21 protein-coding genes and 1 pseudogene are annotated in these 22,527 nt (G+C 70.9%); 12 read left to right on the top strand and 10 right to left on the bottom strand.

The genetic code is table 11. The features are described 5' to 3' along the window. The first annotated feature begins 294 nt into the window (after positions 1–294). The 3 genes from FB559_RS25995 (at position 295) to FB559_RS25985 (ending at position 3,781) form a co-directional block, all read left to right on the top strand. Positions 295–1,200, top strand: a complete 906-nt coding sequence (locus FB559_RS25995; protein ID WP_141958505.1) for a TIGR03619 family F420-dependent LLM class oxidoreductase — start codon at positions 295–297, stop codon at positions 1,198–1,200. Between the two features lie 253 nt (positions 1,201–1,453). Continuing rightward, positions 1,454–2,128, top strand: a complete 675-nt coding sequence (locus FB559_RS25990; protein ID WP_141958503.1) for a hypothetical protein — start codon at positions 1,454–1,456, stop codon at positions 2,126–2,128. A gap of 201 nt (positions 2,129–2,329) precedes the next feature. After that, a complete protein-coding gene (locus FB559_RS25985; protein ID WP_141958501.1) occupies positions 2,330–3,781 on the top strand; it encodes an MFS transporter in 1,452 nt (483 codons plus the stop codon). Positions 3,782–3,784: 3 nt separating this feature from the next. On the opposite strand, the gene FB559_RS25980 is transcribed toward FB559_RS25985, so the two are convergent. After that, a complete protein-coding gene (locus tag FB559_RS25980; RefSeq protein ID WP_185792405.1) occupies positions 3,785–4,591 on the bottom strand; it encodes a mechanosensitive ion channel domain-containing protein in 807 nt (268 codons plus the stop codon). Between the two features lie 140 nt (positions 4,592–4,731). Here FB559_RS25980 and recQ point away from each other — a divergent pair, with 140 nt between their 5' ends. From recQ to FB559_RS25965, 3 genes are all read left to right on the top strand, one after another. Next, entirely contained in the window at positions 4,732–6,564 is a 1,833-nt protein-coding gene (gene recQ / locus FB559_RS25975) for a DNA helicase RecQ (protein WP_141958497.1), read from the top strand. Between the two features lie 475 nt (positions 6,565–7,039). Then, positions 7,040–8,086: a fatty acid desaturase family protein gene (locus tag FB559_RS25970; RefSeq protein ID WP_141958495.1), complete on the top strand. Its 1,047-nt coding sequence runs from the start codon at positions 7,040–7,042 to the stop codon at positions 8,084–8,086. Positions 8,087–8,115: 29 nt separating this feature from the next. Further along, the gene (locus FB559_RS25965; protein WP_141958493.1) at positions 8,116–8,892 is read left to right on the top strand and encodes an alpha/beta fold hydrolase; all 777 of its coding nucleotides are present in this window, start codon (positions 8,116–8,118) and stop codon (positions 8,890–8,892) included. A 68-nt stretch (positions 8,893–8,960) separates the two neighbouring features. On the opposite strand, the gene FB559_RS25960 is transcribed toward FB559_RS25965, so the two are convergent. Beyond that, positions 8,961–9,833: an oxidoreductase gene (locus FB559_RS25960; protein WP_141958490.1), complete on the bottom strand. Its 873-nt coding sequence runs from the start codon at positions 9,831–9,833 to the stop codon at positions 8,961–8,963. A gap of 94 nt (positions 9,834–9,927) precedes the next feature. Between FB559_RS25960 and FB559_RS25955 the strand changes: the two genes are divergently transcribed. Further along, a complete protein-coding gene (locus tag FB559_RS25955) occupies positions 9,928–10,584 on the top strand; it encodes a helix-turn-helix domain-containing protein (RefSeq protein ID WP_141958488.1) in 657 nt (218 codons plus the stop codon). A 1-nt stretch (position 10,585) separates the two neighbouring features. Here the strand turns inward: FB559_RS25955 and FB559_RS25950 are convergent, their stop codons facing one another. Then, positions 10,586–11,077, bottom strand: a complete 492-nt coding sequence (locus tag FB559_RS25950; protein WP_141958486.1) for an FBP domain-containing protein — start codon at positions 11,075–11,077, stop codon at positions 10,586–10,588. A 71-nt stretch (positions 11,078–11,148) separates the two neighbouring features. Between FB559_RS25950 and FB559_RS25945 the strand changes: the two genes are divergently transcribed. The 3 genes and pseudogenes from FB559_RS25945 to FB559_RS25935 all read left to right on the top strand — a co-directional run bounded on the left by FB559_RS25945 (position 11,149) and on the right by FB559_RS25935 (position 13,700). Continuing rightward, the gene (locus FB559_RS25945) at positions 11,149–11,721 is read left to right on the top strand and encodes a TetR/AcrR family transcriptional regulator (protein WP_141958484.1); all 573 of its coding nucleotides are present in this window, start codon (positions 11,149–11,151) and stop codon (positions 11,719–11,721) included. Between the two features lie 68 nt (positions 11,722–11,789). Then, positions 11,790–12,970, top strand: a pseudogene (locus FB559_RS25940) (GDSL-type esterase/lipase family protein). Positions 12,971–13,130: 160 nt separating this feature from the next. Further along, positions 13,131–13,700: a hypothetical protein gene (locus FB559_RS25935; protein ID WP_141958482.1), complete on the top strand. Its 570-nt coding sequence runs from the start codon at positions 13,131–13,133 to the stop codon at positions 13,698–13,700. Positions 13,701–13,798: 98 nt separating this feature from the next. Here the strand turns inward: FB559_RS25935 and FB559_RS25930 are convergent, their stop codons facing one another. The 4 genes from FB559_RS25930 to FB559_RS25915 all read right to left on the bottom strand — a co-directional run bounded on the left by FB559_RS25930 (position 13,799) and on the right by FB559_RS25915 (position 17,157). Continuing rightward, complete coding sequence (locus FB559_RS25930) at positions 13,799–15,052, bottom strand: ATP-binding protein (RefSeq protein ID WP_246122051.1); 1,254 nt, start codon at positions 15,050–15,052, stop codon at positions 13,799–13,801. A gap of 462 nt (positions 15,053–15,514) precedes the next feature. After that, positions 15,515–15,955, bottom strand: coding sequence for a hypothetical protein (locus FB559_RS25925; RefSeq protein WP_141958480.1), 441 nt, complete (start codon positions 15,953–15,955; stop codon positions 15,515–15,517). A gap of 306 nt (positions 15,956–16,261) precedes the next feature. Beyond that, complete coding sequence (locus FB559_RS25920) at positions 16,262–16,984, bottom strand: type 2 periplasmic-binding domain-containing protein (protein ID WP_141958477.1); 723 nt, start codon at positions 16,982–16,984, stop codon at positions 16,262–16,264. Continuing rightward, on the bottom strand, positions 16,975–17,157 hold the full coding sequence (locus FB559_RS25915; RefSeq protein WP_141958475.1) for a helix-turn-helix domain-containing protein: 183 nt from the start codon (positions 17,155–17,157) through the stop codon (positions 16,975–16,977). The genes FB559_RS25920 and FB559_RS25915 overlap by 10 nt, the downstream gene beginning before the upstream one ends. A gap of 98 nt (positions 17,158–17,255) precedes the next feature. Here FB559_RS25915 and FB559_RS25910 point away from each other — a divergent pair, with 98 nt between their 5' ends. Then, positions 17,256–17,861, top strand: a complete 606-nt coding sequence (locus FB559_RS25910; RefSeq protein ID WP_185792404.1) for a pyridoxamine 5'-phosphate oxidase family protein — start codon at positions 17,256–17,258, stop codon at positions 17,859–17,861. 479 nt (positions 17,862–18,340) lie between these two features. Here FB559_RS25910 and FB559_RS25900 read toward each other — a convergent pair whose 3' ends face one another. The 3 genes from FB559_RS25900 to FB559_RS25890 are packed head-to-tail and all read right to left on the bottom strand — an operon-like array spanning position 18,341 to position 21,795. Continuing rightward, positions 18,341–19,855: a glycoside hydrolase family 53 protein gene (locus FB559_RS25900; RefSeq protein WP_185792403.1), complete on the bottom strand. Its 1,515-nt coding sequence runs from the start codon at positions 19,853–19,855 to the stop codon at positions 18,341–18,343. Between the two features lie 42 nt (positions 19,856–19,897). After that, positions 19,898–20,761, bottom strand: a complete 864-nt coding sequence (locus FB559_RS25895) for an NAD(P)H-binding protein (protein WP_141958470.1) — start codon at positions 20,759–20,761, stop codon at positions 19,898–19,900. A 20-nt stretch (positions 20,762–20,781) separates the two neighbouring features. Next, on the bottom strand, positions 20,782–21,795 hold the full coding sequence (locus FB559_RS25890) for a saccharopine dehydrogenase NADP-binding domain-containing protein (protein WP_141958468.1): 1,014 nt from the start codon (positions 21,793–21,795) through the stop codon (positions 20,782–20,784). Between the two features lie 84 nt (positions 21,796–21,879). Here FB559_RS25890 and FB559_RS25885 point away from each other — a divergent pair, with 84 nt between their 5' ends. Further along, positions 21,880–22,488, top strand: coding sequence for a TetR/AcrR family transcriptional regulator (locus FB559_RS25885; protein WP_185792402.1), 609 nt, complete (start codon positions 21,880–21,882; stop codon positions 22,486–22,488). The last annotated feature ends 39 nt before the right edge of the window (positions 22,489–22,527 follow it).

Raw genomic sequence — 22,527 nt, 5'->3', positions numbered from 1 at the left:
CGCGGCCCTGGACACGAAAGGTTCAACGGGAGGGGGTAATCGGCCAGAGATTCCGCGCACCCAGGTCAACGGCCTGACGGCACGGGTACGGGCCGCGGACAACCGGGCTTCTGCCGAGACAGAACCACTCGACGCCCTCCGGACGGGCCGCCGAGGCACACGCCACCGGGCGCGCGAGGCCCCCGGCGTCGCGCGCCGGGACTCGTGGCCTCGAGCCGGCCGCCCACCTGACCGGCCGACCAGTCGGCCCCTCCCGGTACGGTCGAACTGACGGACTCACACGAAGGAGAACGCATGCGCACCGGATTCGCCCTGCCGCAGTTCGGGGCACCGGCCCACCAGGCCGACCAGGTCGCCGGCTTCGCCCGCAGCGTCGAGGCGATGGGCGGCGACGGCCTGTGGGTCGGTGACCGGCTCCTCGCCCCGGTGAACCCCACCGTGGGCTACGGGGGCGGCTCGACGATCCCGGAGGCGTTCCACGCGGTGCTGGACCCGTTCGTTCTCATGACGATCGCCGCCACCGTCACCGAGCGGGTCCAGATCGGCACGAACGTCCTCAACGCCCCCTGGTACGCGCCCGCCGTGCTCGCACGGTCGCTGACGGGCATCGACCAGCTCAGCCGCGGACGGCTCCTGGTCGGTCTGGGCATCGGGTGGTCGCCGGAGGAGTACGTCGCGGCCGGGATCCCGATGAACGAACGCGGCGCCCGGCTCGACGAGTGCCTCGACGCCCTGGAGGCGTTGTGGACCACCGATCCCGCCGAGTACCACGGCGAGTACTGGTCCGTTCCGGCGACCCACGCCAACCTCAAGCCCGCACAGAGCCCGCGTCCGCCGATCTACCTCGCCGGTTTCGCACCCAAGGCGATGGAGCGTACGGCCCGCCGTGCCGACGGCTGGCTTCCGGTGTTCCGTCCGGGGATGCTGGAGTTCGACCCCCAGGCCTTCATCGCCAAGCCGCTCGGGCACATCCGGCAGCTGGCCGAGGAGGCGGGGCGGGATCCGCAGAGCATCGGCGCCGTACTCCGCGTCTACCCCACCGAGACCGGCACCGTCGAGCAGTGCGCCGAGGTCATCCTGCGGGCCGGGGCCGAGGCGGGCATCGACAACGCCTTCGTCGACCTGTTCGCCATCGCCGACAGTGTGAAGCACATGGAAGAGCTCGCCCAGCGCGTCCTCGACCTCGTCCGCCGCGGCTGACCCGCCCGCGTGAGACCCTCCTCCGGCTCCGCGGTCGCGGTCGGCGCCCGGGCGGTAGTGGGCGCCGAGCGCCGGCCGGGCCTTCTCTACCAGAGCCCGCGCGTCCCACCCCGCGCGGGCCCGTGGCTCGGCGAGCCGCCGGTGGTGCACCTCACCGGTCATCTCGGGCGTGGAGTGGCCGAACCCGGGAAGATCCAGCTCGATCGTCATGCCGACGATTCTGCGACGTTCCCCCACCCGCCTGGGAGCATCTGTGGAGCCCTCCAGAACCCGCCGACTCGCCGCCTGGGCCGCCGCGGCGGCCCTCCTCCCCCTGGCCCTCGCCTCACCCGCGCGTGCCGTGAACCGCTACACGATCCAGCCCAACTCCCCCAAGCCCGCCGCCTGCGACAACAGCGGCACCATCCCCGCCGGCACCTGGCTGCAGAACAAGGTGTGCGGCTACTTCATCGGCACCGCGCTGGCCGGCACGTCGTTCGACGTCCACGAGACCGCCGCGAGCGGCTACCACTACGGGCGCGACCACGGCTCCAACAACCTGTGCGCGTGGATCCCGCCCGCCGCGCTCAGCCCGAACCCGACCGGTACGGCCGCGGTGTCGTGCAGCGACACGATCAAGCAGGCCATCGCGCACCGGCGGTCGTTCGGCTACGACTTCAACGCCCCGCCGCACGACCAGACCGACGGCACGGCGATCACCGTCGACCCGGCCTGCGGCGCCTTCTACAACTACTACAGCGACAGCACGTACGGCTCGGGAGCGCTCCGCGACCCGGCCGGCACCCCGTCCTCTGAGGTCAGGTACCGCTTCACCGCCAACGGCGGCGCCGGGATGGTGGTACGCGACGCCGCCCTCGGCTGGGTCTTCATGAGCCGCGCCTGCGTCACCGACTGGCGAGGCGTGGTGTTCGACGACCAGAACGACTGACACCGCGCCGAAGGCGTCTCCCCACCAGGGGGGACGCCTTCGGCACGCGTCGGGCCGATCACCATCGGCCCGCGCGCCACTTCCGCTCAGCGGAAACTTTGGCGTCGGCCGTCGCCCGGATGTACTTCATTCGTCTGTACAAAACAGGCCTGCCTGGGGGGCCGGGGCCGACCGCAACCGATCTCTCGAAGGAGCCCGGCGATGACGGCACCTGCCGAAACGCCCCCTTTGTCACCTCAGACGATCGCCGCCCGCGTCGAACGCATCAACGTGTGGTCCCTGTCGTATCTCTTCATCGGGATCATCGGCGTGGGCTTTCTGTTCACCTTCTACGACATCTTCGACATCAACGTCTCCTTCGTGCAGACGTGCGTGCAGATCAAGCCCGGCTGTACGCCCGAAAAGGCGCTGGACGCCCTCACCGTCCCGGTCGTGCTCAACCTCGCCGGGTACGTCATCGGCACACTCGTGCTCAGCCCGATCGCCGACACCATCGGCCGCCGGAACATGCTGCTGGTCACGATGCTCATCACCGGGGTCGGCTCGCTCTACAACGCCCTCGCCCCGGGCTATGACAACTTCGTCATCGCCCGCGTGATCACCGGCATCGGCATCGGCGCCGACCTGGCCATCGTCAACACCTACCTCGGCGAGGTCGCGCCCCGGCGCGGCCGGGCACGCTACACGGCCGTCATCTTCACGATGTCGGCGCTGGGGGCGTTCTTCGGCATCTGGGGCGGCCTGCTGCTGACCACGCCGTCCGAGCACTGGCCGCTCGGCCTGCCGTTCGCGCTGGCCGGGCCCTCGTTCGAGAACGGCTGGCGCTGGATGTACGGCGTCGGCGCGCTGCTCGCCCTCATCGCCATCCTGCTCCGTTTCGAGCTGCCCGAGTCACCCCGCTGGCTGGCCGGGCGAGGCCGCCTCGAAGAGGCCGACGCCGTGGTCACCGCGATGGAGGAGCGTGCGAGCAGGCACGGGCCGCTGGCCGAGCCGGTACCGGTGGACGAGGAGGAGGTCCGGCCCGTACGGCAGGTGCCCGCGTTGTCCACGTACCGCGAGCTGTTCACCGACCCGCGCTACGTCCGCCGGATCATCATCCTGCTGCTCATGTGGTTCACCGGGTACGTCACCGTGTACGGCTTCTCCAGCGGTTTCACCTCCGTGCTCACCGTGCTGAAGTACCCGCCGCCGGAGGCCGGGGTGATCACCGCGATGGGGGTCTTCGGCTTCCTGATCCAGGGCGTCTTCACGTCGTTCTTCGTGGAGAGGCTCGAACGCCGTCACTGGCTGCCGATCGGCGCCGTGCTCACTCTCGTCGGCGCGGTCCTGGTCGCCGAGGCCGGCACCACGATCGCGATCGCCTTCATCGGGTCGATGCTCATCTTCTTCGGCTTCAACCTGTGGGTGTCGCCGGCGTACGCGCTGACGTCCGAATCCTTCCCGACCCGGGCCCGCACGACGGGCTTCGGCCTGGTGGACGGCATCGGGCACCTCGGCGGCGGGATCGGCGTGCTGCTGATCGCGCCGTACGTCAAGGACCTGTCGGTGCTGGGCGCGCTGCTGCTGATCTCGTCGTTCCTGGTGGTGGCGGCGGTCGTCGGGCAGTTCACCGAGCACACGCGGGACCGCGAGCTGGACGTGATCTCACCCTGAGCCTCAGCGCGGCCCGGACTCGCCCTCGGTGTGGACGGTCTGGGCCGCGACCGGCGCGGTCTGGATCGGGCCGGGCTCGGCCTGGGTGGCATCGGCCCCGGCCGGTACCGCCTGGGCCGTCGCCGTCACGGCTCCCGTGGCGGTGGCGGTGGCGGTCGCCGGGGCGTTGGTGTCGCGCGGCCCGACCGCCGACGACAGCACCTGGGCGTTGGGCAGCCGGAACTCCCCGTTCGCCGCCTCCAGGCGTACGTAGGTGAGGCCGATCTCCATCACGGTCCCGTCGAACTCCCCGCCGAGCGGCCCGGACCACAGTCGCACGTCGTCGCCCACGACGAACGGCTTGGACAGCAGCAGGATGATGCCGGCGAACAGGTTGGCGAGCGTCTGCTGAGCGGCGATCCCGACGAGCACACCGGTCAGCGCGCCGCCCAGGACGAGCTGGCCCACGGGCAGGTCGAACAGCTGCAGGGTCAGCACGAGGGTGGTGAGCGCGCCGACCAGCACGATCAGCAGCCGCACCATCGTCGCGTGTGCGTTGCCGACGCGCGGCAGCAGGATGTCGCGCGCCCGGCCGGACAGGCCCAGGGTGGCGACGAAGCCGAACACGAAGAACGCCGCGGCGCAGCCCGCCGCGACGAGCTCCAGCGGGAGCTTGTCGTCCAGATCGCGGGACTGTTCGCGTGCGAGGATCGACCCGACCATGGCGAACAGGGCCAGCAGGAGCGCGAAGATCGACCGCCACGGCCTCGCCCGTCTCCGCACCTTGGCCACCTGCTCCGCCAGTTGGTCGACCACCTGCGTCTGGTTCAACCGCATTCTCCTCGACAACGCTCGGGACGGACAGTGCGCAACGCTACCGGCGACCCCGGCGCGCGCGGCCCCTGAGGCACTTGTCCACAAGTGCTCACGCCTGGGTCACACCGGCCTCCCGGGCCTCATAGAGTGGCCGAATGGACGCTCCCGAGTACGGCGACGCGTCGCAGGTGCTGCGGCGGATCTTCGGCTATGACGAGTTCCGCGAGGGACAGCAGGAGATCATCGAGCACGTCGTGGCCGGTGGCGACGCGCTCGTGCTCATGCCCACGGGCGGCGGCAAGTCCCTGTGCTACCAGATCCCCTCGCTCGTGCGAAAAGGCACCGGCGTCGTCATCTCCCCGCTCATCGCGCTGATGCAGGACCAGGTCGACGCGCTGCGGGCACTGGGCGTACGCGCCGGGTTCCTCAACTCCACGCTCGACTTCGACGAGCAGCGCACGGTCGAGGCGACGTTCCGCGCCGGCGAGCTGGACCTTCTCTACCTCGCGCCCGAGCGGCTGCGGCTGGAGTCGACGCAACGGCTGCTCGACGCCGGCGACGTGTCGCTGTTCGCCATCGACGAGGCGCACTGCGTCTCCCAGTGGGGGCACGACTTCCGGCCCGACTACCTCGCGCTGTCCGCACTGCACGAGCGCTGGCCGGACGTGCCGCGGATCGCCCTCACCGCGACCGCGACCCCGGCCACGCACGCGGAGATCGCCTCCCGTCTGCGGCTCGACGACGCACGTCACTTCGTGGCGAGCTTCGACCGGCCCAACATCCAATACCGCATCGCGCCGAAGGACGAGCCCAAGCGCCAGCTCCTGGAGCTGCTGCGCACCGAGCATCCCGGTGACGCGGGCATCGTCTACTGCCTCTCGCGCAACTCCGTCGAAAAGATCGCCGCGTTCCTGGCGGAGAACGGCATCACCGCGATCCCGTACCACGCGGGCCTCGACGCCCAGACCCGCGCGGCGAACCAGTCGCGTTTCCTGCGTGAGGACGGCGTCATCATCGTCGCCACCATCGCGTTCGGCATGGGCATCGACAAGCCGGACGTGCGTTTCGTGGCCCACCTCGACCTGCCCAAGTCGGTCGAGGGCTACTACCAGGAGACCGGCCGCGCCGGCCGTGACGGCCTCCCGTCCACGGCCTGGCTCGCGTACGGGCTGCAGGACGTCGTCCAGCTGCGCAAGCTGATCGACACCTCCGAGGGCGACGACGCCCACCGCCGCCTGCAGGGCGCGCACCTGGACTCGATGCTGGCGCTGTGCGAGACGGTCGAGTGCCGGCGCGTGCGGTTGCTCGCCTATTTCGGCCAGGAGAGCAAGGCGTGCGGCAACTGCGACACCTGCCTGACACCCCCGGAGTCATGGGACGGCACGGTCGCCGCGCAGAAGGTCCTGTCGGCCGTCTACCGGCTGGACCGTGAGCGCCGTCAGCGGTTCGGCGCCGGCCATGTGATCGACATCCTGGTCGGCAAAAAGACGCCCAAGGTGATCCAGTTCGACCACGACGGCCTGAGCGTGTTCGGCGTCGGCGCGGACCTGAGCGCCGGTGAGTGGCGCGGCGTCGTGCGCCAGCTGCTGGCGCGGGGCCTGCTGGCCGTCCAGCCCGACCACGGCACGCTGGCCCTGACCGAGACCAGTGGCGCCGTGCTGCGCCGCGAGCTCGAGGTGCCGATGCGCCGCGAGCCCGAGCGCCGGGCCGCCAAGCTCAAGGCCGCCAGGGTCGCCAAGACGGCGCCCGCCGCGGCCGACCTGTCGGAGGAGGCGACCGCGATCTTCGAAAGGCTCCGCGCGTGGCGTTCGGCCACCGCGAAGGAGCAGGGTGTCCCGCCCTACGTCGTGTTCCACGACAAGACGCTCCGCGAGGTCGCCACCCTGCATCCGTCATCGCTCGGCGAGCTCGGCACGGTCAACGGCGTCGGCGAGAACAAACTCGCGAAGTACGGCCAGCAGATTCTGGACACCCTCGCCGAGATTTGACAACCGGTCAGTGCCGTCGGCGCGTGGCGGCAACGTAGATCTTCGACATACGCTGGCAAAATGTCATTTCGACGCCCGGAGGTCGTGCCGGTGGATCCGGCCGTGGGCGGCGAGTGCCTGTGCGGCGAGCCGGCGGATTTCGTCGTCGAGATGGTCTGGTTCAGTGGCCGGCATTCTCGCGACCCGGTGTGCGAACGACATATCGTGGATGTCGTGGAAGCCATCTCGCGAGAGCAGGCACGACGTAACGGAGGGTAACGGTGGGCGATGTCGCCTACCAGGGATGCCCGGTACAGGGCGTGGAACCGAACGCCAGGTTAAAGCGTTGATTTTGGTAGTCACAGCCGTATCCGCGAATCGTTTTCCCATGAATCATGGTCACCGGATTGTTCGTTCTCCCTGGGCCCTTCCTACGGTGACGGATGATCGCAGCAGCAGTCTGTAACTGGTGTGGTCCTCAGCCGAAGGAGATCGGATGACGTCGCGTGTCGAAAGCACGGTCGGCGCAACGCGTGGTAGCGACTACGCGGTGCTGTGCCGGAAGATCAAGGATGCGGGGCTGCTGAAGCGCCGTCCCGGCTACTACACCGCGAAGATCATCGCCAACACCGTCCTGTTGCTGGCCGGTTTTGTCGCCTTCGCCCTGTTGGGGCGCTCGTGGTACCAGCTCCTGGTGGCGGCGTTCCTCGCGTTCGTCTTCACCCAGATCGCGTTCGTCGGGCACGACGCGGGTCACCGTCAGATCGCCGGCTCCCGGCGGGTCAACGACCTGCTCGGGGTGCTGCACGGCAACCTGCTGATCGGGCTCAGCTTCGGCTGGTGGGTGAGCAAGCACAACCGGCATCACGCCAACCCCAACCACGAGGGCCGCGACCCCGACCTCGGCGGAGGCAGCGTCCTCGCCCTCACGGCCAGCCAGGGCGAGTCCCGTCGCGGTCTTACCGGCCGTGTACTGGCGCGGGCCCAGGCGTTCCTCTTCTTCCCGCTGCTTCTGCTCGAAGGCCTGCACCTGCACGCGGCGAGCGTACGTGCGCTGATGGGCGGCCCGGCGCGCCGCTCACGTGCGGTCGAGGCCCTGCTGCTGGGCGGGCACGTCGTGGGCTATCTGACGGTGCTGTTCGTCGTGCTCTCGCCGCTGCAGGCGGTGGCCTTCATCCTCGTGCACCAGTGTCTGTTCGGCCTGTACATGGGGTGCTCGTTCGCCCCGAACCACAAGGGCATGCCGATCATCACCGACGAGAGCAAGCTGGACTTCCTCCGCCGTCAGGTGCTGACGTCGCGCAACATCCGCGGCGGGTGGTTCACCGACTTCGCCCTGGGCGGGCTCAACTACCAGATCGAACACCACCTGTTCCCGAGCATGCCGCGGCCTTCGCTGCGGCGCGCGCAGCGGTTCGTCCGTGACCACTGCCGGCTGCACGACCTGCCGTACCTGGAGAGCACACTGGTCGGCTCGTACACCCAGGTTCTCCGCCATCTCCACACGGTGGCCGCGCCACTCCGCACCGCCGACGCCGAGTGATCTGCCGCATCTGAACATCGGAGGCCGACGTGGCGATCGCCGTCGCGGGTGACGGATACAGGCTGTGGTACGACGCGGTGGGCGATGGACCGGCCATCGTCCTTCCCGCCCGGTCTCGCGCGGAGTTCGCCGCTCTCGGCGCCGCGCTGGCCGATCAGTACCGGGTCGTCCGGTACAAGCCCCGGTCGGTCGTCGGAGTGATGGAGCCCGAGGAGGAGGCCGGCGGCTCGTGGGAGCCGTCGTCCTTCACCGCGTACCCCGTGGGGCCGGAGGTCGCCGATCTGCACACGGTGGCCGACGCCGCCGGTGCGGGCGACTTCGTCCTGGCCGGATACTCGGGCATGGCCGCTCTCGCGGCCTTCCTCTCCCCTTTCAGCGAGCGGGCGACGGGACTCATGATCGGCGGGTTCCCGCTGCTCGCGAGCTGTGATTACTGGCTCGGGTTCGAGGAGGGTGCGCGCGCCGCCCTGATCCAGGCGGGGCTGCCGGACAAGGCGGCCGAACACCACCTGGGCCGCATGTTCTACCGGGAGTGGGGCAGGCGCGACGACCGGCCCGCCCTGGCCGCCCTCCCGGGCCCGAAGATCGTTTGGTACGGCGACCGCGACTGCGAACCGGACTGCCGGATGTACGACTTCGTCGGCGGAGCGGCCATCGCGCGTCACATTCGCGCCCATGCGGACGAGCTGCGCGAGACGGGCTTCGAGTTGATCGAGTTCGAGGGACAGGACCACATCGGCGCCCTGGCGACGACGGACCTGGTCGCCCCGCAGCTGGCCGCCGCACTGTCCAAGACCGGTTGGTGACGCCGGCGCGTTGGCCTGGACGGGGGCACCGCACCCGTACCGGAGCCGGATCCCGGCGAGGCTCCTCTCTAGCCTTCGAGGTCGGCCAGGTCCTCCTCGGTCAGTTCCAGGCCGGCCGCGGCGATGTTCTCCTCCAGGTGCTCCGGCGAGCCGGTGCCCGGGATGGCGAGCATGACCGGCGAGATGGCGAGCAGCCATGCCAACGCCACCTGAGCGTTCGTCGCCCCGTGGCGTGCCGCGACCTTCGCCACCCGTTCCGCGTCGATCGGGCTGAACCCACCGCCGAGCGGGAAGAACGGCGCATACGCCACGCCGAGTTCCGCGCACTGCCGGAGCAGCTCCCTGTCGTCCAGGTGCTGCACGTGGAAGTGGTTCTGCACGGCGACGACGGGGGCCACCGTGCGGGCCTCGGCGAGCTGGGCGACGTCCACATTGCTGAGCCCCAGATGGCGGATCAGCCCCTCCTCGCGCATGGCGGCGAGCACGGCGAACCGGTCGGCCAGAGACTCCCCGCCCGGCACCGACAGGCCGCCGATCCGCAGGTACACCAGGTCCAGCCGGTCCACCCCGAGCAGCCGCAGATCATCCTCCACCAGGCCACGCAGCTGCTCGGGCGTCGCCTGACCCGTAGGGACGCCGTCCGGGCCTCGCAGCGGCCCGACCTTCGTCGCGATCACGAGCTCCTCCCCGTACGGGGCGAGCGCCCGCCGGATCAGGTCGCTCGCGCTGACGCCGCCCCGCTCATAGAAGCCTGCCGTGTCGATGTGGTTCACGCCGAGCTCCACCGCGCGACGCAGCACCGCCATTCCCGTGCTCGGGTCCCGTGGCGGCCCGTCGAACCCGCCGGCCGGAAGACGCATCGCGCCGAAACCCATCCTGTGGACCCGCAGGTCACCACCCATTACGAAGTCGCCGCCCGCGGCGGCCGTGATGTTCGTCATGACCCCAACCCTGCTGCGCGCGGCGAGAGAGGGCCATCCGCTGGCAGCAAGCTGCCATTTGCTCCGGCCGTTCCCGGGGTTCAGACTGACAGGCGTGCCGAACGACCAGGTCATCACCGTCCGTGGTGAGAGCGAGCTCCGCGAGCGTGCCGGGCACCTGTTCGCCGGGGTGCAAGAGGAGTTCCTGTGCGCCGCGACCGACCTGAACACCTGGTCGCACCCGGAGTCGCGCGTCACCATCTCCCAGCGCTTGCGTACGCCGCTGAGCAACGGCGTCGTCGTACGCAAGCTCTACACCGCGGTCGCGCTGGCCGACGACGAACAGCGCGACCATCTGCTCCAGATCGCCGCGGCGGGAGCCCAGATCCGCATCTGCGACGCCGGCCTCCCCCACGAGACGATCATCATCGACCGGCGGGTGTTGTTCCTCGCCGGTCCGGGCGCGCCCGGCGACCGTGAGTTCACCGTGACGACGTCCCCGGCGCTGATCGACCCGGTGCACGCACTGTTCGACGCCACCTGGGAGACCGCCGTACCGCTCGCCGACCGGCAGGAACTCCCGCTGCTCGGCCCGGACGCCCGCGACATCCTCCGCTCCCTCGGCGCCGGCCTCACCGACGAGGTCGCCGCCCGGCGCCTGGGCATCTCCCTGCGCACCTACCGCAGGCGCGTCGCCGAGCTGATGAGGACTCTCGACTCCGAGTCCCGCTTCCAGGCCGGCCTGCGCGCGGGTGAACTCGGCATCACCTGAGTCACGCGGTCACCTTGACGACGAACGCGGCGATGTTCGTCACGGTCCGCTGGATCTTCTCCTCCAGGGTGAGCGACTCGGGGAGCCGTGCGCCGGGGTCCAGGTGCTTCTTACCGCGCACGTACAGCGAGCAGGCGAGGTCGCTGCAGATGTAGATGCCCACCGAGTTGCCCTGCTGTCCGGCCTTCCCCGCCTTCGGGGCGACCATCAGGGACACGCCGCCGGTGTGGGTGGCCAGGCACACCGAGCACATCGTGCGCCGTAGCCGCCAGGAGGCGGGGCGGGGGCAGCGCAGCGCGACGGCGCGCAGGCGGCCGTCCAGCTCGGTGACGAGGTAGGCGCGGTCGGGGGCCTGAGGATCACGCCAGCCGAGATAGTCCAGGTCCTCCCAGGGCCGGTCGGCCAGACCGCGCGGGACGGACAGGCGCTTCGCCTCGCCCTTGGTGCAGTTCACGAACGCGGTACGGATCTCTTGCTCGGTAAGCGGCCTCATGAGTAGTAAGCTAATTTGCCTAAAGGCTTTAGGCAAATGCATAGTGGTTTCAGGCGGATGAGGGAGAGGTTATGGCAGGGCGCGCGGGACTGACCACGGAACGCCTGGTCCAGGCAGGGGCCGAGCTCGCCGACGAGGTCGGCTTCGACCACGTGACCGTGTCGGCGCTCGCCAGGCGGTTCGATGTCAAGGTCGCGAGTCTGTACTCCCATGTGAAGAGCTCCCAGGACCTCAAGACCAAGATCGCCCTGCTGGCGCTGGAGGAACTCGCCGACCGGGTCGCCGCCGCCCTCGCCGGGCGCGCCGGCAAGGACGCCCTGACCGCCTTCGGATGTGTCTACCGCGACTACGCACGGGAGCATCCCGGCCGTTACGCCGCGGCACAACTCCGCCTCGACCCGGAGACGGCGGCGGCGAGTGCCGGGGGCAGGCATGCGCAGATGACCCGGGCGATCCTGCGCGGCTACGACCTGACGGAGCCGGACCAGACACACGCCGTCCGGCTGCTGGGCAGCGTCTTCCACGGCTACGTCAGCCTGGAGATGGGGGGAGGGTTCAGCCACAGCGCCCCCGGCACGCAGGAGACCTGGTCATGGATCCTGGATCACCTCGAGGCCCTGCTACGAAACCGGCCCGTCCCCTGACGCCGGTACCCACACCTGCCGGCAGCCACCGGCCGTACGGCGAACCCCTCGATCGACAGGCCAAGACGATGCACACCGAGAACGACTGGATCACCACGCCGATCACCGCGGACCTCCTGCGCGGCGCCCTCGACCTGGAGCACACCGCCGGCGGCGTGCTCCCCCACCGGCTGCCCGCCTGGGCCCGCGCCCAGTGCACCGACGGGCAGCTCGCCATGGCCGAGGCCCAGCCCTCCGGCGTACGGCTGGCCTTCCGCACCCGCGCCACCGCCCTCGAACTCGACACACTGCCCACCAAACGGATCTACGTGGGCGCGCCGCCCCGCCCGGACGGTGTGTACGACCTGCTCGTCGACGGCCGCCTGGCCGGCCGGTCCGGCGTGACCGGCGGCAACACCCTGACCATCGACATGACCACCGGGACCGCCGAGCACCGGCCCGGCCGGCACCCTCCGCTTCGGCGGCCTGCCCGACGCGGACAAGGACGTCGAGATCTGGCTGCCGCACAACGAGACCACCGAACTCCTCGCCCTGCGCACCGACGCCCCCGTCGAGCCCGTCCCGGACCGGGGTCGCAAGGTGTGGCTGCACCACGGCAGCTCGATCAGCCATGGCTCCGACGCGGCCGGCCCCACCACGACCTGGCCCGCCCTCGCCGCCGCCCTCGGCGGCGTCGACCTCATCAACCTGGGCCTGGCCGGCAGCGCCCTGCTCGACCCCTTCACCGCCCGCGCCATGCGCGACACCCCCGCCGACCTGATCAGCGTCAAGATCGGCATCAACCTGGTCAACACCGATCTGATGCGCCTGCGCGCGTTCACCCCCGCCGTGCACGGCTTCCTCGACACCATCCGCGAAGGCCACCCCCACGACACCGCTGCTGGTCGTCTCGCCCATCTACTGCCCCATCCACGAGGACACCCCCGGCCCCAGCGCCGCGGACCTCACCGCCCTCGGCGACGGGCAACTGAGGTTCCGGGCCACGGGCGATCCCGCGGAGATCGCGAGCGGGAAGCTCACCCTGCGCGTCATCCGGGACGAGCTCGCCCGGATCGTGGAGCAGCGGGCGGCCGTGGACCCGCACCTGGGCTACCTCGACGGCCTCGACCTCTACGGCGAGGCCGACTCCGCCGAGCTGCCGCTGCCCGACCGGCTCCACCCGGACGCCGCCACGCACCGGCGCATCGGCGAACGCTTCGCCAAGAGGGTTCTCACCGCGCCCGGCCCTTTCGCGGACCGCGGCGCCTGACACCGGGCCCCGCCGCGTACCGCCATCACCACCGGCGGGTAGCGATCTTCGCCGCCGCCGGTAAAAACCGCGCGGTACGCGCTGTGACCATGATGACGTCGTCGGGGGAACTCCCGGATGCCCACCGGTGTCCGGGACCGACTTCGACGGGGAGCAGTAGATGATCAAGTCCATCGGAAAGCACGCCATGGCCACCGCCACGGTGATCGCGCTCGGCGGCACGGGGGCCGCCTCGGCGCAGGAGTCCGCGCGGGCTTCCGTCTTCTCGGCCGCCTACACCTGCACCGTCCCGGTGCTCGGTGCCCGGCCCATCGTCATCAACGGCACGCTGAACGCCATGGCCGACCGGGTGGTCGTCGGGCAGCCGGTCCGGTTCCAGCTGCACATCGCCCGGCTGAGCCTGCGGGCTCCGGTGACCATCGACTCGTGGACCGCGGTGGCCGGCATCGACGTCAACGGCGCGCAGGCCACGTCGTTCCGGATGGCCGGATCCGGCGGCCCGGTCGCCCCCGGCCAGCCGATCAGCGGTGACCTGTACGGCACCTGGGTGCCGAGGGCACGCGGAGTGGACCGGTTCCGCGGCGGTGGCGTCGCGATCACCGCCCGGGTCGCGCGTATCGGCGTCCTGACGGCCTCCTGCCTGCCGGCCACGCCCCGCCCGGTGATCGAGACCGTGATGGTCCTGCCCCACCGCGTCCTGCGGGCTCGCTACCTCGGCGTCGACGGCTGAGGATCGCCGCCGGAGCGCGTTACGTGACGCGTTCCACTCCTGAGGCGGCCGCCCGGCAGCCGAGACCGTCGAAGGGTGCTGCCGGGCGGCCCCGGCCGCTACGCGCCGGGCGCTCGCCCGGCCTCGGTCGTCCACAGCGCGGAGATCGGCAGGCAGGTCAGGCCGTCGCCGAAGCTGAGCGAGTCGGTGCCGCAGTAGAGAACGAACCCGGCGCGGAATCGCGGTCCAAGCCGCCGCTGGAGCCGTTTCAAGCCGCGGAAGTCATCGGCGCGTACGGTCTCGGCGGCCTTCACCTCGACGCCGACGACCTGGCCCGCGTTGTCCTCGAGAACGCCGTCCACCTCGTACTGGTCCCGGTCCCGGTAGTGGTAGAGGCGGACGGGCGTGTCCGCCCAGGTGAGCTGCCGCGCCAGCTCACCGAGGACGAAGTTCTCCAGGTGACCGCCGAGGGACGCGTCGGTGACCGCGCCCGCCGTCAGGTGGCCGGCCAGCCCGGGGTCGACGAAGATGACCTTGGGCGCGGCGACCCCGCGGTTCGCCGACCACGCGGGGATGAGCCGGACGAGGTAGACGGTCTCCAGGATCTCGATGTAACTGCGGACCGTCGGCGCCGTGATGCTGAGCTCGCCGGCGAGACGGTTGACGTTGAGCAGCCCGCTCGTCTGCGCGGCGAGCAACGCGACGAGCCGGCGCATGTCACCGGCCTTCTCGATGTCGGCCACCTGCTTGACGTCACGGCTCAGCAGATCGGCGAGGTAGCCCTCGAAGAACCTCCGCCGGCGCAGCGGTGACTCACGGCGTCGCGCCTCCGGATAGCCACCGCGCGCCGCCCGCATGAGGTAGTCCTTGCGCAGCAGCGCGGACGGCCCGGCCCGCATATCGGCGCCGTGGGTGAAGGCCGCGTCCACGAAACCGTCGGGCGCACCCTCGATCTCTCCTTGGGACAGGGGCCACAGCTCGATGGTCTCCGAGCGGCCGGGAAGGGTGTCGGGCAGGCTGCGCAGCGCGAGCAGCCGTGCGGACCCGGTCAGCAGGAACCGCCCGGGGCGCGGGTCACGGTCGACCAGATGCTTGATCGCCAGCCAGAGGTCGGGGACGCGCTGCACCTCGTCGATGAGCATCAGCCCGTCGTGCCGGACGAACCGGACGGGATCCTCGGTGGCGGCGGCACGCGTGACCGGATCGTCGAGGAACCGTGCGACGCCGTTCGGATCGTGTCTGAGGACGACCTCGGCCAGAGTGCTCTTGCCGACCTGACGGGCACCGTTCACCACGACGACGCGGGTGTCGGCGAGCGCCTCGCCGATCAGCTCGGCCGCCCTCCGGGGCACGTAGTCCATCGCCTTGCGCACCAGCCGATCCTAGCAGTCGTGCTTTCAATCTGCCGAAGATGCAGCTTTGGATCTGCCGAGCACGGATCTTTGTACTCGCCGGGCGTCACCCTGGGGATCCGCCGAGCACCCCGACCGGACGGCGGTGGTCTCGCCCGGAGACGACCGGGCGGCTCGGGACCCCTCCCGAGACTTCTCCTTAGGGTGACGCATGCGTACGGCACCGCTGCCGTAGGCGAGGGAGTTGGTTCGGACGGCGGTGGGTGCCACGCTCCGAGACCTGTCCGTTCGGATATGTCTGGGCCGTCCTGCTCGTCGTGGCGCCGATCACGTCCGCCCTGCCCGGCGGGTGTGCCGTACGGCCGGTCGCCGTACGGCGCACCGTCGGGCACTCCGCGAGCCCGGGTCGCGACCGGCCCGAGCCGCGTCGCGACATCGCCCCGCGCGGGCGGGTCCGCCGCGTCCGTCCGCCGTCGCGTTCGGCTACCGCTTCGCGAACCGCACTACGGCCTTACCGTCCTGGACCGCGACCGTGGTGATCGCGAGGTTGTTCATGTAGGACGTCATCCCTCGCCGCTGCCCGCCGAGGGAGAGCGTGATCCCGGGCCCGCTGCCGGCGTAGGTGACCCCTTCGCCGGTGATGGACTTGACGGTGACCGTGGTGACGCCGAGGCGGGCCGGCGGAGAAATCTCATCGTGAGGCGAGACGAGCACTTCACATTTACGCGTGTGACATGCGGAAAGCCGGGTCCCGTCGGCCGCCACCGGAAGAGCACCGGCAGTCGCGGAGTTCGTCACGGACGCGGCGGCACTGGGCGTACGCGAAGGGACCGGCGAACCGCCTCCGGCGTTGGAGTCGCCGGCACCACCGCAGCCCGCAACGGTGATCACCACCATGAACACGACCATCGAAAGCCGGCCCATATTCCCTCCAGTCGAATTCACCCGTGACAGCCGTCTCCCAGGAGCGCGGCGAAGATACGCCTCACGTCCGGGACGGACGTGTCTTTCCCACGTCAAAGCCGTGCTGGGGTCGAGATGCTCGGAATGCGTGCGCGGTCAGGGTCCGCCGCCCGTACCGCGACAGAACTTATCACCGCCTTTAACGGAAAAGGCGTCTGCCTTCGCGCCGGAGCAGCGATATTCACTGGACGCCGTTCGTTTCTCCTGATGGTCGCTGCAAAAGGCCGGAGTAATCGCATTTTCAACGACCTCGACCCGCTCAATGAGTCATTCCGCGCACCGTGGCGGGGCGTGGCGGCGGTGTGATGGAGGAAGGCCGACGCGAGGGCGTTGAGGTCGCCGGTGCGCCAGATGAGTGCGTAGTCGAAGGTGGGGCGTCCGGCGATGGGGACGCAGGTCAGGCCGGGCCGTGGGTAGAGCTGCTCGGTCTGGGCGCCGACGATGGCCACTCCGTGGCCGGATGCGACATAGGCCGGCATTTCCTGGAAGCCGGGCAGCAGGGTGATCCATCGCCGCCGGCCGGGCGATGGGGAGGTGGTGCTCGATCCAGTAGCCGGGAAGGTCCTGCGCGAACAGGAAGGTCTGGTCGGTCAGATCGCCGGGGGTGAGATGGGTGCGCCGGACCAGCCGGTGGTCGGCGGGGACGGCGAGCAGTGCGGCCTCGGACAGCACTACCGGCCCGACGGTGAGATCCGGTTCGTTGAACGGGCAGCGGCAGGATCGACAGGTCGACCTCGGTGCGGCGTAGCGGCCCGTACAGGTCGGCCAGGGCGGTCTCACGGATGCGGACCCGGCCGCCGGGCTGCGGGCGTGGAAGGTGTCGACCAGCGTCAGGAGGCGGCGGGTCAGGGCGGCGGACATGTAGCCGAGGTGGAGTTCACCGGTGGTGCCGTGACCCGTGGCGGTCGCTCGCGCGATCGCCGCCTGGACCTGGGCGTAGGCCGGGCCGAGCTCGTCGAGGAACTGGCGGCCGAGCGGGGTCAGGTCCACCCGGCGGGTGGTCCTGACGTGAACAGGGGCGCCCCGAACCGGCGCTCGGGTTTCTTGATCGTCTGACTGACCGAGGCCGGGGCCACACGCAGGCGCTGTGCGGTGCGGGCGAAGTGCAGTTCCTGGGCCAGCACGAGGAACACCTCGATGTCCCTGCCGTTCCATCCCCTCATTGTTCATGTCGGCTGAACAATTGTGCTGGACTCCGCCCTTGATGACGCCACCGCCGGCGAACCAGGATGGCCGCGACGGCACAACAGCGGGAGGACCGATGGCAGGCGAAGTGGCAGGACTCGAACCGGCCGACGCGGAGTCGGAGGTCCCATCCGGCCTGCCCGAGGACGAGCTGGGCGTGATGTGGGACACCGTGCCACGGCTGCTCGCTCAGCATCGGTACCTCGTCCTCGCGACCGCCGACGGAGACGGTCGCCCGTGGGCCACCCCCGTTTTCTACGCGGCCGACGGCGAGCGCCGGATTCTGTGGGTGTCCGCACCGGACAGCCGGCATTCCCGCAACATCGCGGCGCGCCCGGACGTGGCCATCACGGTCTTCGACACGCACGCGCCCATCGGCGGGGCGGAGGCGCTCTACCTGGAGGCGACCGCCGAGCCGGTCGCGGCCGACGCTCGCGTCGCGGCCCTCGCCCTGCTCAACACCCGTGTGCCGGCCAGTCACCGGCTGGGCCCGGAGGACCTCGAACCGGCGGGGCCGCTGCGCGTCTACCAGGCCGTGATCACCAGCCACTTCGTCCTCGTCCGTGGCGGAGACACCCGGTTCGACAACGTCACCGACGCCCGGCTCCCGGTCACCCCGCCCGGTCCGGGCACATCACCGCCCCGCGGCTCCGCTGCCCGGGGCGCGACCGGGAAACTTTGACGAGCGAGCTCGAGGAGAGCCCGTGGGCACAGTGATCATGGTCCGGGGTGACGTCACGGACTCTGCGCCACTACGACGAGATCGGGCTCACAACGTGGTGTCGGTGGACGGCTTCATCGCCGACGAGAACGACGACGTCGGGCCACTCCACGATTGGTGTCGTGGTGTCCCACCGGCCAAGCCCGTGGGCTGGCACCCCGAGGCGTCCTGCCATTTCGCCGATGACGTGACGGCTGCGATCGACAAGGCCCAGGAGCTCGCCGGGGAGCGGACCATCAGCGTGAACGCCGGCGACGTGGGCGGCCAGATCCTCGCCGCCGGGCTCGTGGACGAGGTCGCGATGGACGTGGTGCCGGTGGTGTTCGGGTCGGACCTGGCGTTCGGCGGCGCCAGAGCCTCGGCACCACGGTGGCGGCGGCCCCCCGCCGCCAAGGGCGGCCGCCACCCTGCCCGTACGCGATGCGACCGGGTTGTCACGCCTATCTGGTCGCGCGCAGTGGGTCCGCGAAGTCGACCGAGGACAGGGCTCGGCCCTGGAAGTCGAAAAGGGTGAGGTTGTCGTTGGGCGTGCCTTCGCCCGGCGCCCAGCCGACGCCGGGGACCCATTCCGGCGCCCAGTAGAAGACGCCGGCGCCGTGGTGGTCCGGGACCGCCGCGACGGTCGACAGCAGGTCGGACAGGAAGGCGAGCTGTCCGCCGGGGCTCGCGGGGTACCCGGGAACGAGCTGGGACGCCTGCCACAGGAAGTTGCCGAGCCGGTCGCCGTTGTCCAGCGTCCAGCCGTACTGGGTCTCGACCACCGCCACGTCGCGGTCGTACCGGACGGCCAGGTCGTTCAGGTTGGCGCGCAGGTCGGACAGCGTGCCGTGCCAGAACGGATAGTAGGAGAGCCCGATGACGTCGAACGGCACGCGTTGCGCCACGAGGTGGTCATAGAACGACCGGCTCCACGCGTTGTCGCCGCCCTGGTCGAAGTGGGCCACGAGCCTGGGGGTCGGGCCGCGGGCGTCTCGTGCGCCGTCGGCCGCCGCGCGCAGCAGGGTGCCCAGGGCGTCCCAGCCCGTGTCCGCGGTCCAGTCGACGGACCCGGCCGGCCACAGCATGCCGTTCCGGATCTCGTTGCCGAGCTGCAGCATGTCCGCCGGTGTGCCCTGCGCGCGCAGCCGGTCGAGGACGTCGCGCGTGTAGCCACGGACCGTACGCGCGAGGGCGGGCAGATCCTGGCCGGCCCAGGCCTGCGGGGTGGACTGCGTCTGCGGATCGGCCCAGAAGTCGCTGTAGTGCGGGTCGAGCAGCAGCCGCATGCCCGCCGCCTTGGCTCGCCGCGCCATCGCCAGGACGGACGGCAGGTCGCTGTATCCGGCGGGAGGGTTCACCCACAGCCGCAGGCGTACGTAGCCGGCGCCGTGCCCGGCCAGGATCCGCTCCGGCGGCGCGACGCGGCCACGGTCGGTGTAGGTGACTCCGGCCGCCGCCTCCTGCACGGCGAACGACAGGTCGTCTCCGACGATGATCGGGGGCCCGTGTCCCAGGGCGCGCAGCTCGCCCACGCAGGGCGTACGGCCCGCGTCCCCGGTCACCGACAGCCGCACCCACCTGGCCGATCCGGCCGCCGCGAACCAGACCGGCGCCCCGGCGTCGGCGTGCGCCCCGCCTCGTACCACCCGGAACCGGCCCGGAGCCGTCGCGGTCGCGATCGTCACGGCCGCCGGGACGTCGCCCAGCAGGGTGACCCCGAACCCGCTCAGCGCGCGGGCGCGCTTCAGGTCGACCGTGATCGTCCCCGAGGGACCGGCCGGACACCATGCGGTCGCCGCGTTGCCGTCGGCGGCCGACGCCGCCTGCCCTCCCCCGGTGGTGGTGTCGGCGGTCGCCGACCCCGTCACGGCGAGATTCACCGTCGGCGTGCCACGGGACACGTCCGCGCGGGCTTCGGTGGCCGGGACGAGCAGGGCCGCGAAGAGGACGAAACCGGCTAAGACGCGACTTGTCACAGCCACCACACTGACCGACGGATCGAGTGTGTCAAGGCCGACTCAGCGCGGGCGGGCGAACTCGCGCAGGGTCTGCGGCGGGCGTCCGCCGAGGCGTTCGATCGCCTCGGTCACCTCGTAGAGGTCATGGTGGCCTCCGATGATCCGGAAGAGCTCCCACAGATGGGACAGGTGCTCCACGACGACGGCGTCGCCGTAGACCGCCATCGCCCTGAGCCGCCACTCAGACGGGTCCTGCTCGACGTAGACCAGCCCTCCCCCGAGCGCACGCGCGGCCTCGCCGATGGTCATGATCTCGCCGGTCAGCCGGCAGATCGGGTCCACCTCGCCACCCGGGCCGGTGAGCAGGCCCGTCGCCACCCGCGCCACGTCGGCCCCCGCGACCAGCGGGAGCACGGTCTCGTGAGACCCGAGTGGAAGCGCCAGCTCACGCCCGCCGCCCGCCTCTGCCAGGACGGCCAGATTCTCGAAGAACACCGCCGCGCGCAGGTGGACCGCGCCCACACCGGCCCGGTCGAACACCTGCTCCGACACCCAGTGCCGGCGCATGTGGGGGGTGCCGGCCTCGGGGTCGGCGGCGAGCTGTGACACGTCGACCACCCGCTCCAGCCCTTCCTGCCGGGCCGCGGCGACGAAGACGGCCGTGGCGTCGAGCATTCCGCCGGTCACCGGGTAGGTGAAGAACGCCCGGCGCACTCCTCGTACGGCCGGCATGACATCGCTGATCTCCCGGAGATCGCCGACGACGACCTCCGCGCCCAGCGCCCGCAGCTCGGCGGCCCTGGCGTCGTCCGTACGCACGAACGCCCGTACGGTCTGGCCGCGTTCGAGCAGCATGCGCACGACGTGCCGGCCCGTCGACCCCTGCCGGCCGCCCGCAGCCCCCGTGACGAGTATGGGTTCCATCGTCTCTCCTCGGCCAGGTGTCACAGGGTGACGGTGAAGGCGCCGCGGCGCTCGAGCACGCGCAGGAAGGGCTCGGCCGGGAACGCCTCGCCGGCGCTGAGGACACCGCCCTTGGCCGGGGCCTCGCCGCAGGCCAGCCGCAGGGCCGCCTCCACCGAGGCCAGCGCGCCCGCCCGCCAGAGGTCGTGCCCGCTCACCTGACCCGCACGGCCGCCGTGCTCCGCGATCGCCTGGACGGCGACGGTGAAGTCGGTCTGCGCCCGTGTCTCGGCATCGGCGTCCTCGCTGTCGAAGACCCGCTCCTCCTCGAAGGTCCTGGCGGTCAGCATCGCCTCGACCTCGCGGGCGGGGACGTGGCGGGGAACGGTGACGGCCTCGGGGAAGGGAATGGGCGCGATCATCGTCCGGGGCCCGATGGGCGGCGGGAACGGGAACACCACGTTGCGCGGCTCCACGTAGCCCATCCGGAGGACGCCGTCGGAGAAGCTGATCCGCTCGGTCTCGGCGAACAGCTGCCGAGCCGTGTTCAGGGCCCCGGTGGTCATCCGCCAGCCGCTCACCGCGTACGCGACCGTCACCCGGTCGATGCCGGTCATGCCCTCGGTCACCGCACCGGCGAGCAGGTCTCCCACGCCGCCGTAGAAGCTCAGCCCGGGGATCATGATGGCTCCCGTACGCCGCGCCGGCTCCTGGTACGTCTCGAACACGTGCTTGACGTGGTGCGGCTCGACGGCGTGGTCGATGTAGTGGCAGCCGGCTTCCGCCGCCGCCGAGGCGACGGGGGCACCCGTCACGGAGAAGGGGCCCGCACAGTGGATCAGCACGGCGGCGCTCTCCGCGAGCGCGCGCAGGGACGCCGGGTCGTCCAGGCGTGCGAGGTGGGCGCGGGAGCCGAGCTCGCCGGCCATCGCCCGCAGCGCCGCGTCGTCGCGTCCCGCCAGCACGACCTCCTGGCCCCGTGAGAGCAGCTCGGCGGCCACGAGGCGTCCGGTGTGCCCGTTCGCGCCGTAGATTGCGATGGGTGGTGCGGTCATGGCCATTCCACTTCCATACCGTGAGTATGTAACTTGGGATACGAACGTATGTTCGACCCCAATGTCCTGTCAAGGGGGGACGAGATGGCTCGCCGTACTCAGGCCGAGCGTTCGGACGCGACGTCGTCCAAGCTCGTCTCCGCGGCGCGGGATCTCTTCGGCCGGGACGGCTACGCCGCCACCTCGATCGAGACGGTCGCCGCGGCGGCCGGAGTGACCAAGGGCGCGGCCTACCACCACTTCGGCAACAAGGCGGCGCTGTTCCGGCGAGTCTTCATCCACGAGCAGCGGCAGATCTCCGCCGCGCTCGAGCGTGCCGCCGGTGAGGAACCCGACTCCTGGTCCGCGCTGGTGCGAGGCTGCCGGACCTTCCTCGGACACTGCCTCGACCCGGCCTTCCGCCGGATCGTGCTGCTGGACGGCCCGTCCGTCCTCGGCTGGGAGGCGGTACGCGAGATCGAGTACGCGCACACCCTCCGGGTCCTGACCGAGGGCATACGCGCCGCCGCGGTGGACGGCAACGTCATCGACGGAGACCTGACCGCCCGGTCCCAGCTGATCTTCGGCGCACTGTGCGAGGCGGGAATGCTCCTCGCCCGATCCGACGACCCCGCCCGCGCACTCCCGGTCGTGGCCGCCGAGGCGGAACTCCTGCTGAGCTCCCTGGCCCGCACACCGGACCGACCGGCATGAGAGCCCGACGCGGCTCGTGGGTTGGGGCCGGTAGTGCCG

This window comes from Actinoallomurus bryophytorum, assembly GCF_006716425.1.
Lineage (GTDB): Bacteria > Actinomycetota > Actinomycetes > Streptosporangiales > Streptosporangiaceae > Actinoallomurus > Actinoallomurus bryophytorum.
Note: the sequence above shows the minus strand (reverse complement) of the source record. Positions and strands in the feature narration are given on the sequence as shown.

Coding starts and splice junctions, on each gene's coding strand:
- recQ (WP_141958497.1), top strand. CDS start 4,732: ATGGACGCTCCCGAGTACGGCGACGCGTCGCAGGTGCTGCGGCGGATC.
- FB559_RS25910 (WP_185792404.1), top strand. CDS start 17,256: ATGGCAGGCGAAGTGGCAGGACTCGAACCGGCCGACGCGGAGTCGGAG.
- FB559_RS25960 (WP_141958490.1), bottom strand. CDS start 9,833: ATGACGAACATCACGGCCGCCGCGGGCGGCGACTTCGTAATGGGTGGT.
- FB559_RS25895 (WP_141958470.1), bottom strand. CDS start 20,761: ATGGAACCCATACTCGTCACGGGGGCTGCGGGCGGCCGGCAGGGGTCG.
- FB559_RS25890 (WP_141958468.1), bottom strand. CDS start 21,795: ATGACCGCACCACCCATCGCAATCTACGGCGCGAACGGGCACACCGGA.
- FB559_RS25885 (WP_185792402.1), top strand. CDS start 21,880: ATGGCTCGCCGTACTCAGGCCGAGCGTTCGGACGCGACGTCGTCCAAG.
- FB559_RS25950 (WP_141958486.1), bottom strand. CDS start 11,077: ATGAGGCCGCTTACCGAGCAAGAGATCCGTACCGCGTTCGTGAACTGC.
- FB559_RS25915 (WP_141958475.1), bottom strand. CDS start 17,157: ATGAGGGGATGGAACGGCAGGGACATCGAGGTGTTCCTCGTGCTGGCC.
- FB559_RS25985 (WP_141958501.1), top strand. CDS start 2,330: ATGACGGCACCTGCCGAAACGCCCCCTTTGTCACCTCAGACGATCGCC.
- FB559_RS25935 (WP_141958482.1), top strand. CDS start 13,131: ATGATCAAGTCCATCGGAAAGCACGCCATGGCCACCGCCACGGTGATC.
- FB559_RS25995 (WP_141958505.1), top strand. CDS start 295: ATGCGCACCGGATTCGCCCTGCCGCAGTTCGGGGCACCGGCCCACCAG.
- FB559_RS25970 (WP_141958495.1), top strand. CDS start 7,040: ATGACGTCGCGTGTCGAAAGCACGGTCGGCGCAACGCGTGGTAGCGAC.
- FB559_RS25945 (WP_141958484.1), top strand. CDS start 11,149: ATGGCAGGGCGCGCGGGACTGACCACGGAACGCCTGGTCCAGGCAGGG.
- FB559_RS25925 (WP_141958480.1), bottom strand. CDS start 15,955: ATGGGCCGGCTTTCGATGGTCGTGTTCATGGTGGTGATCACCGTTGCG.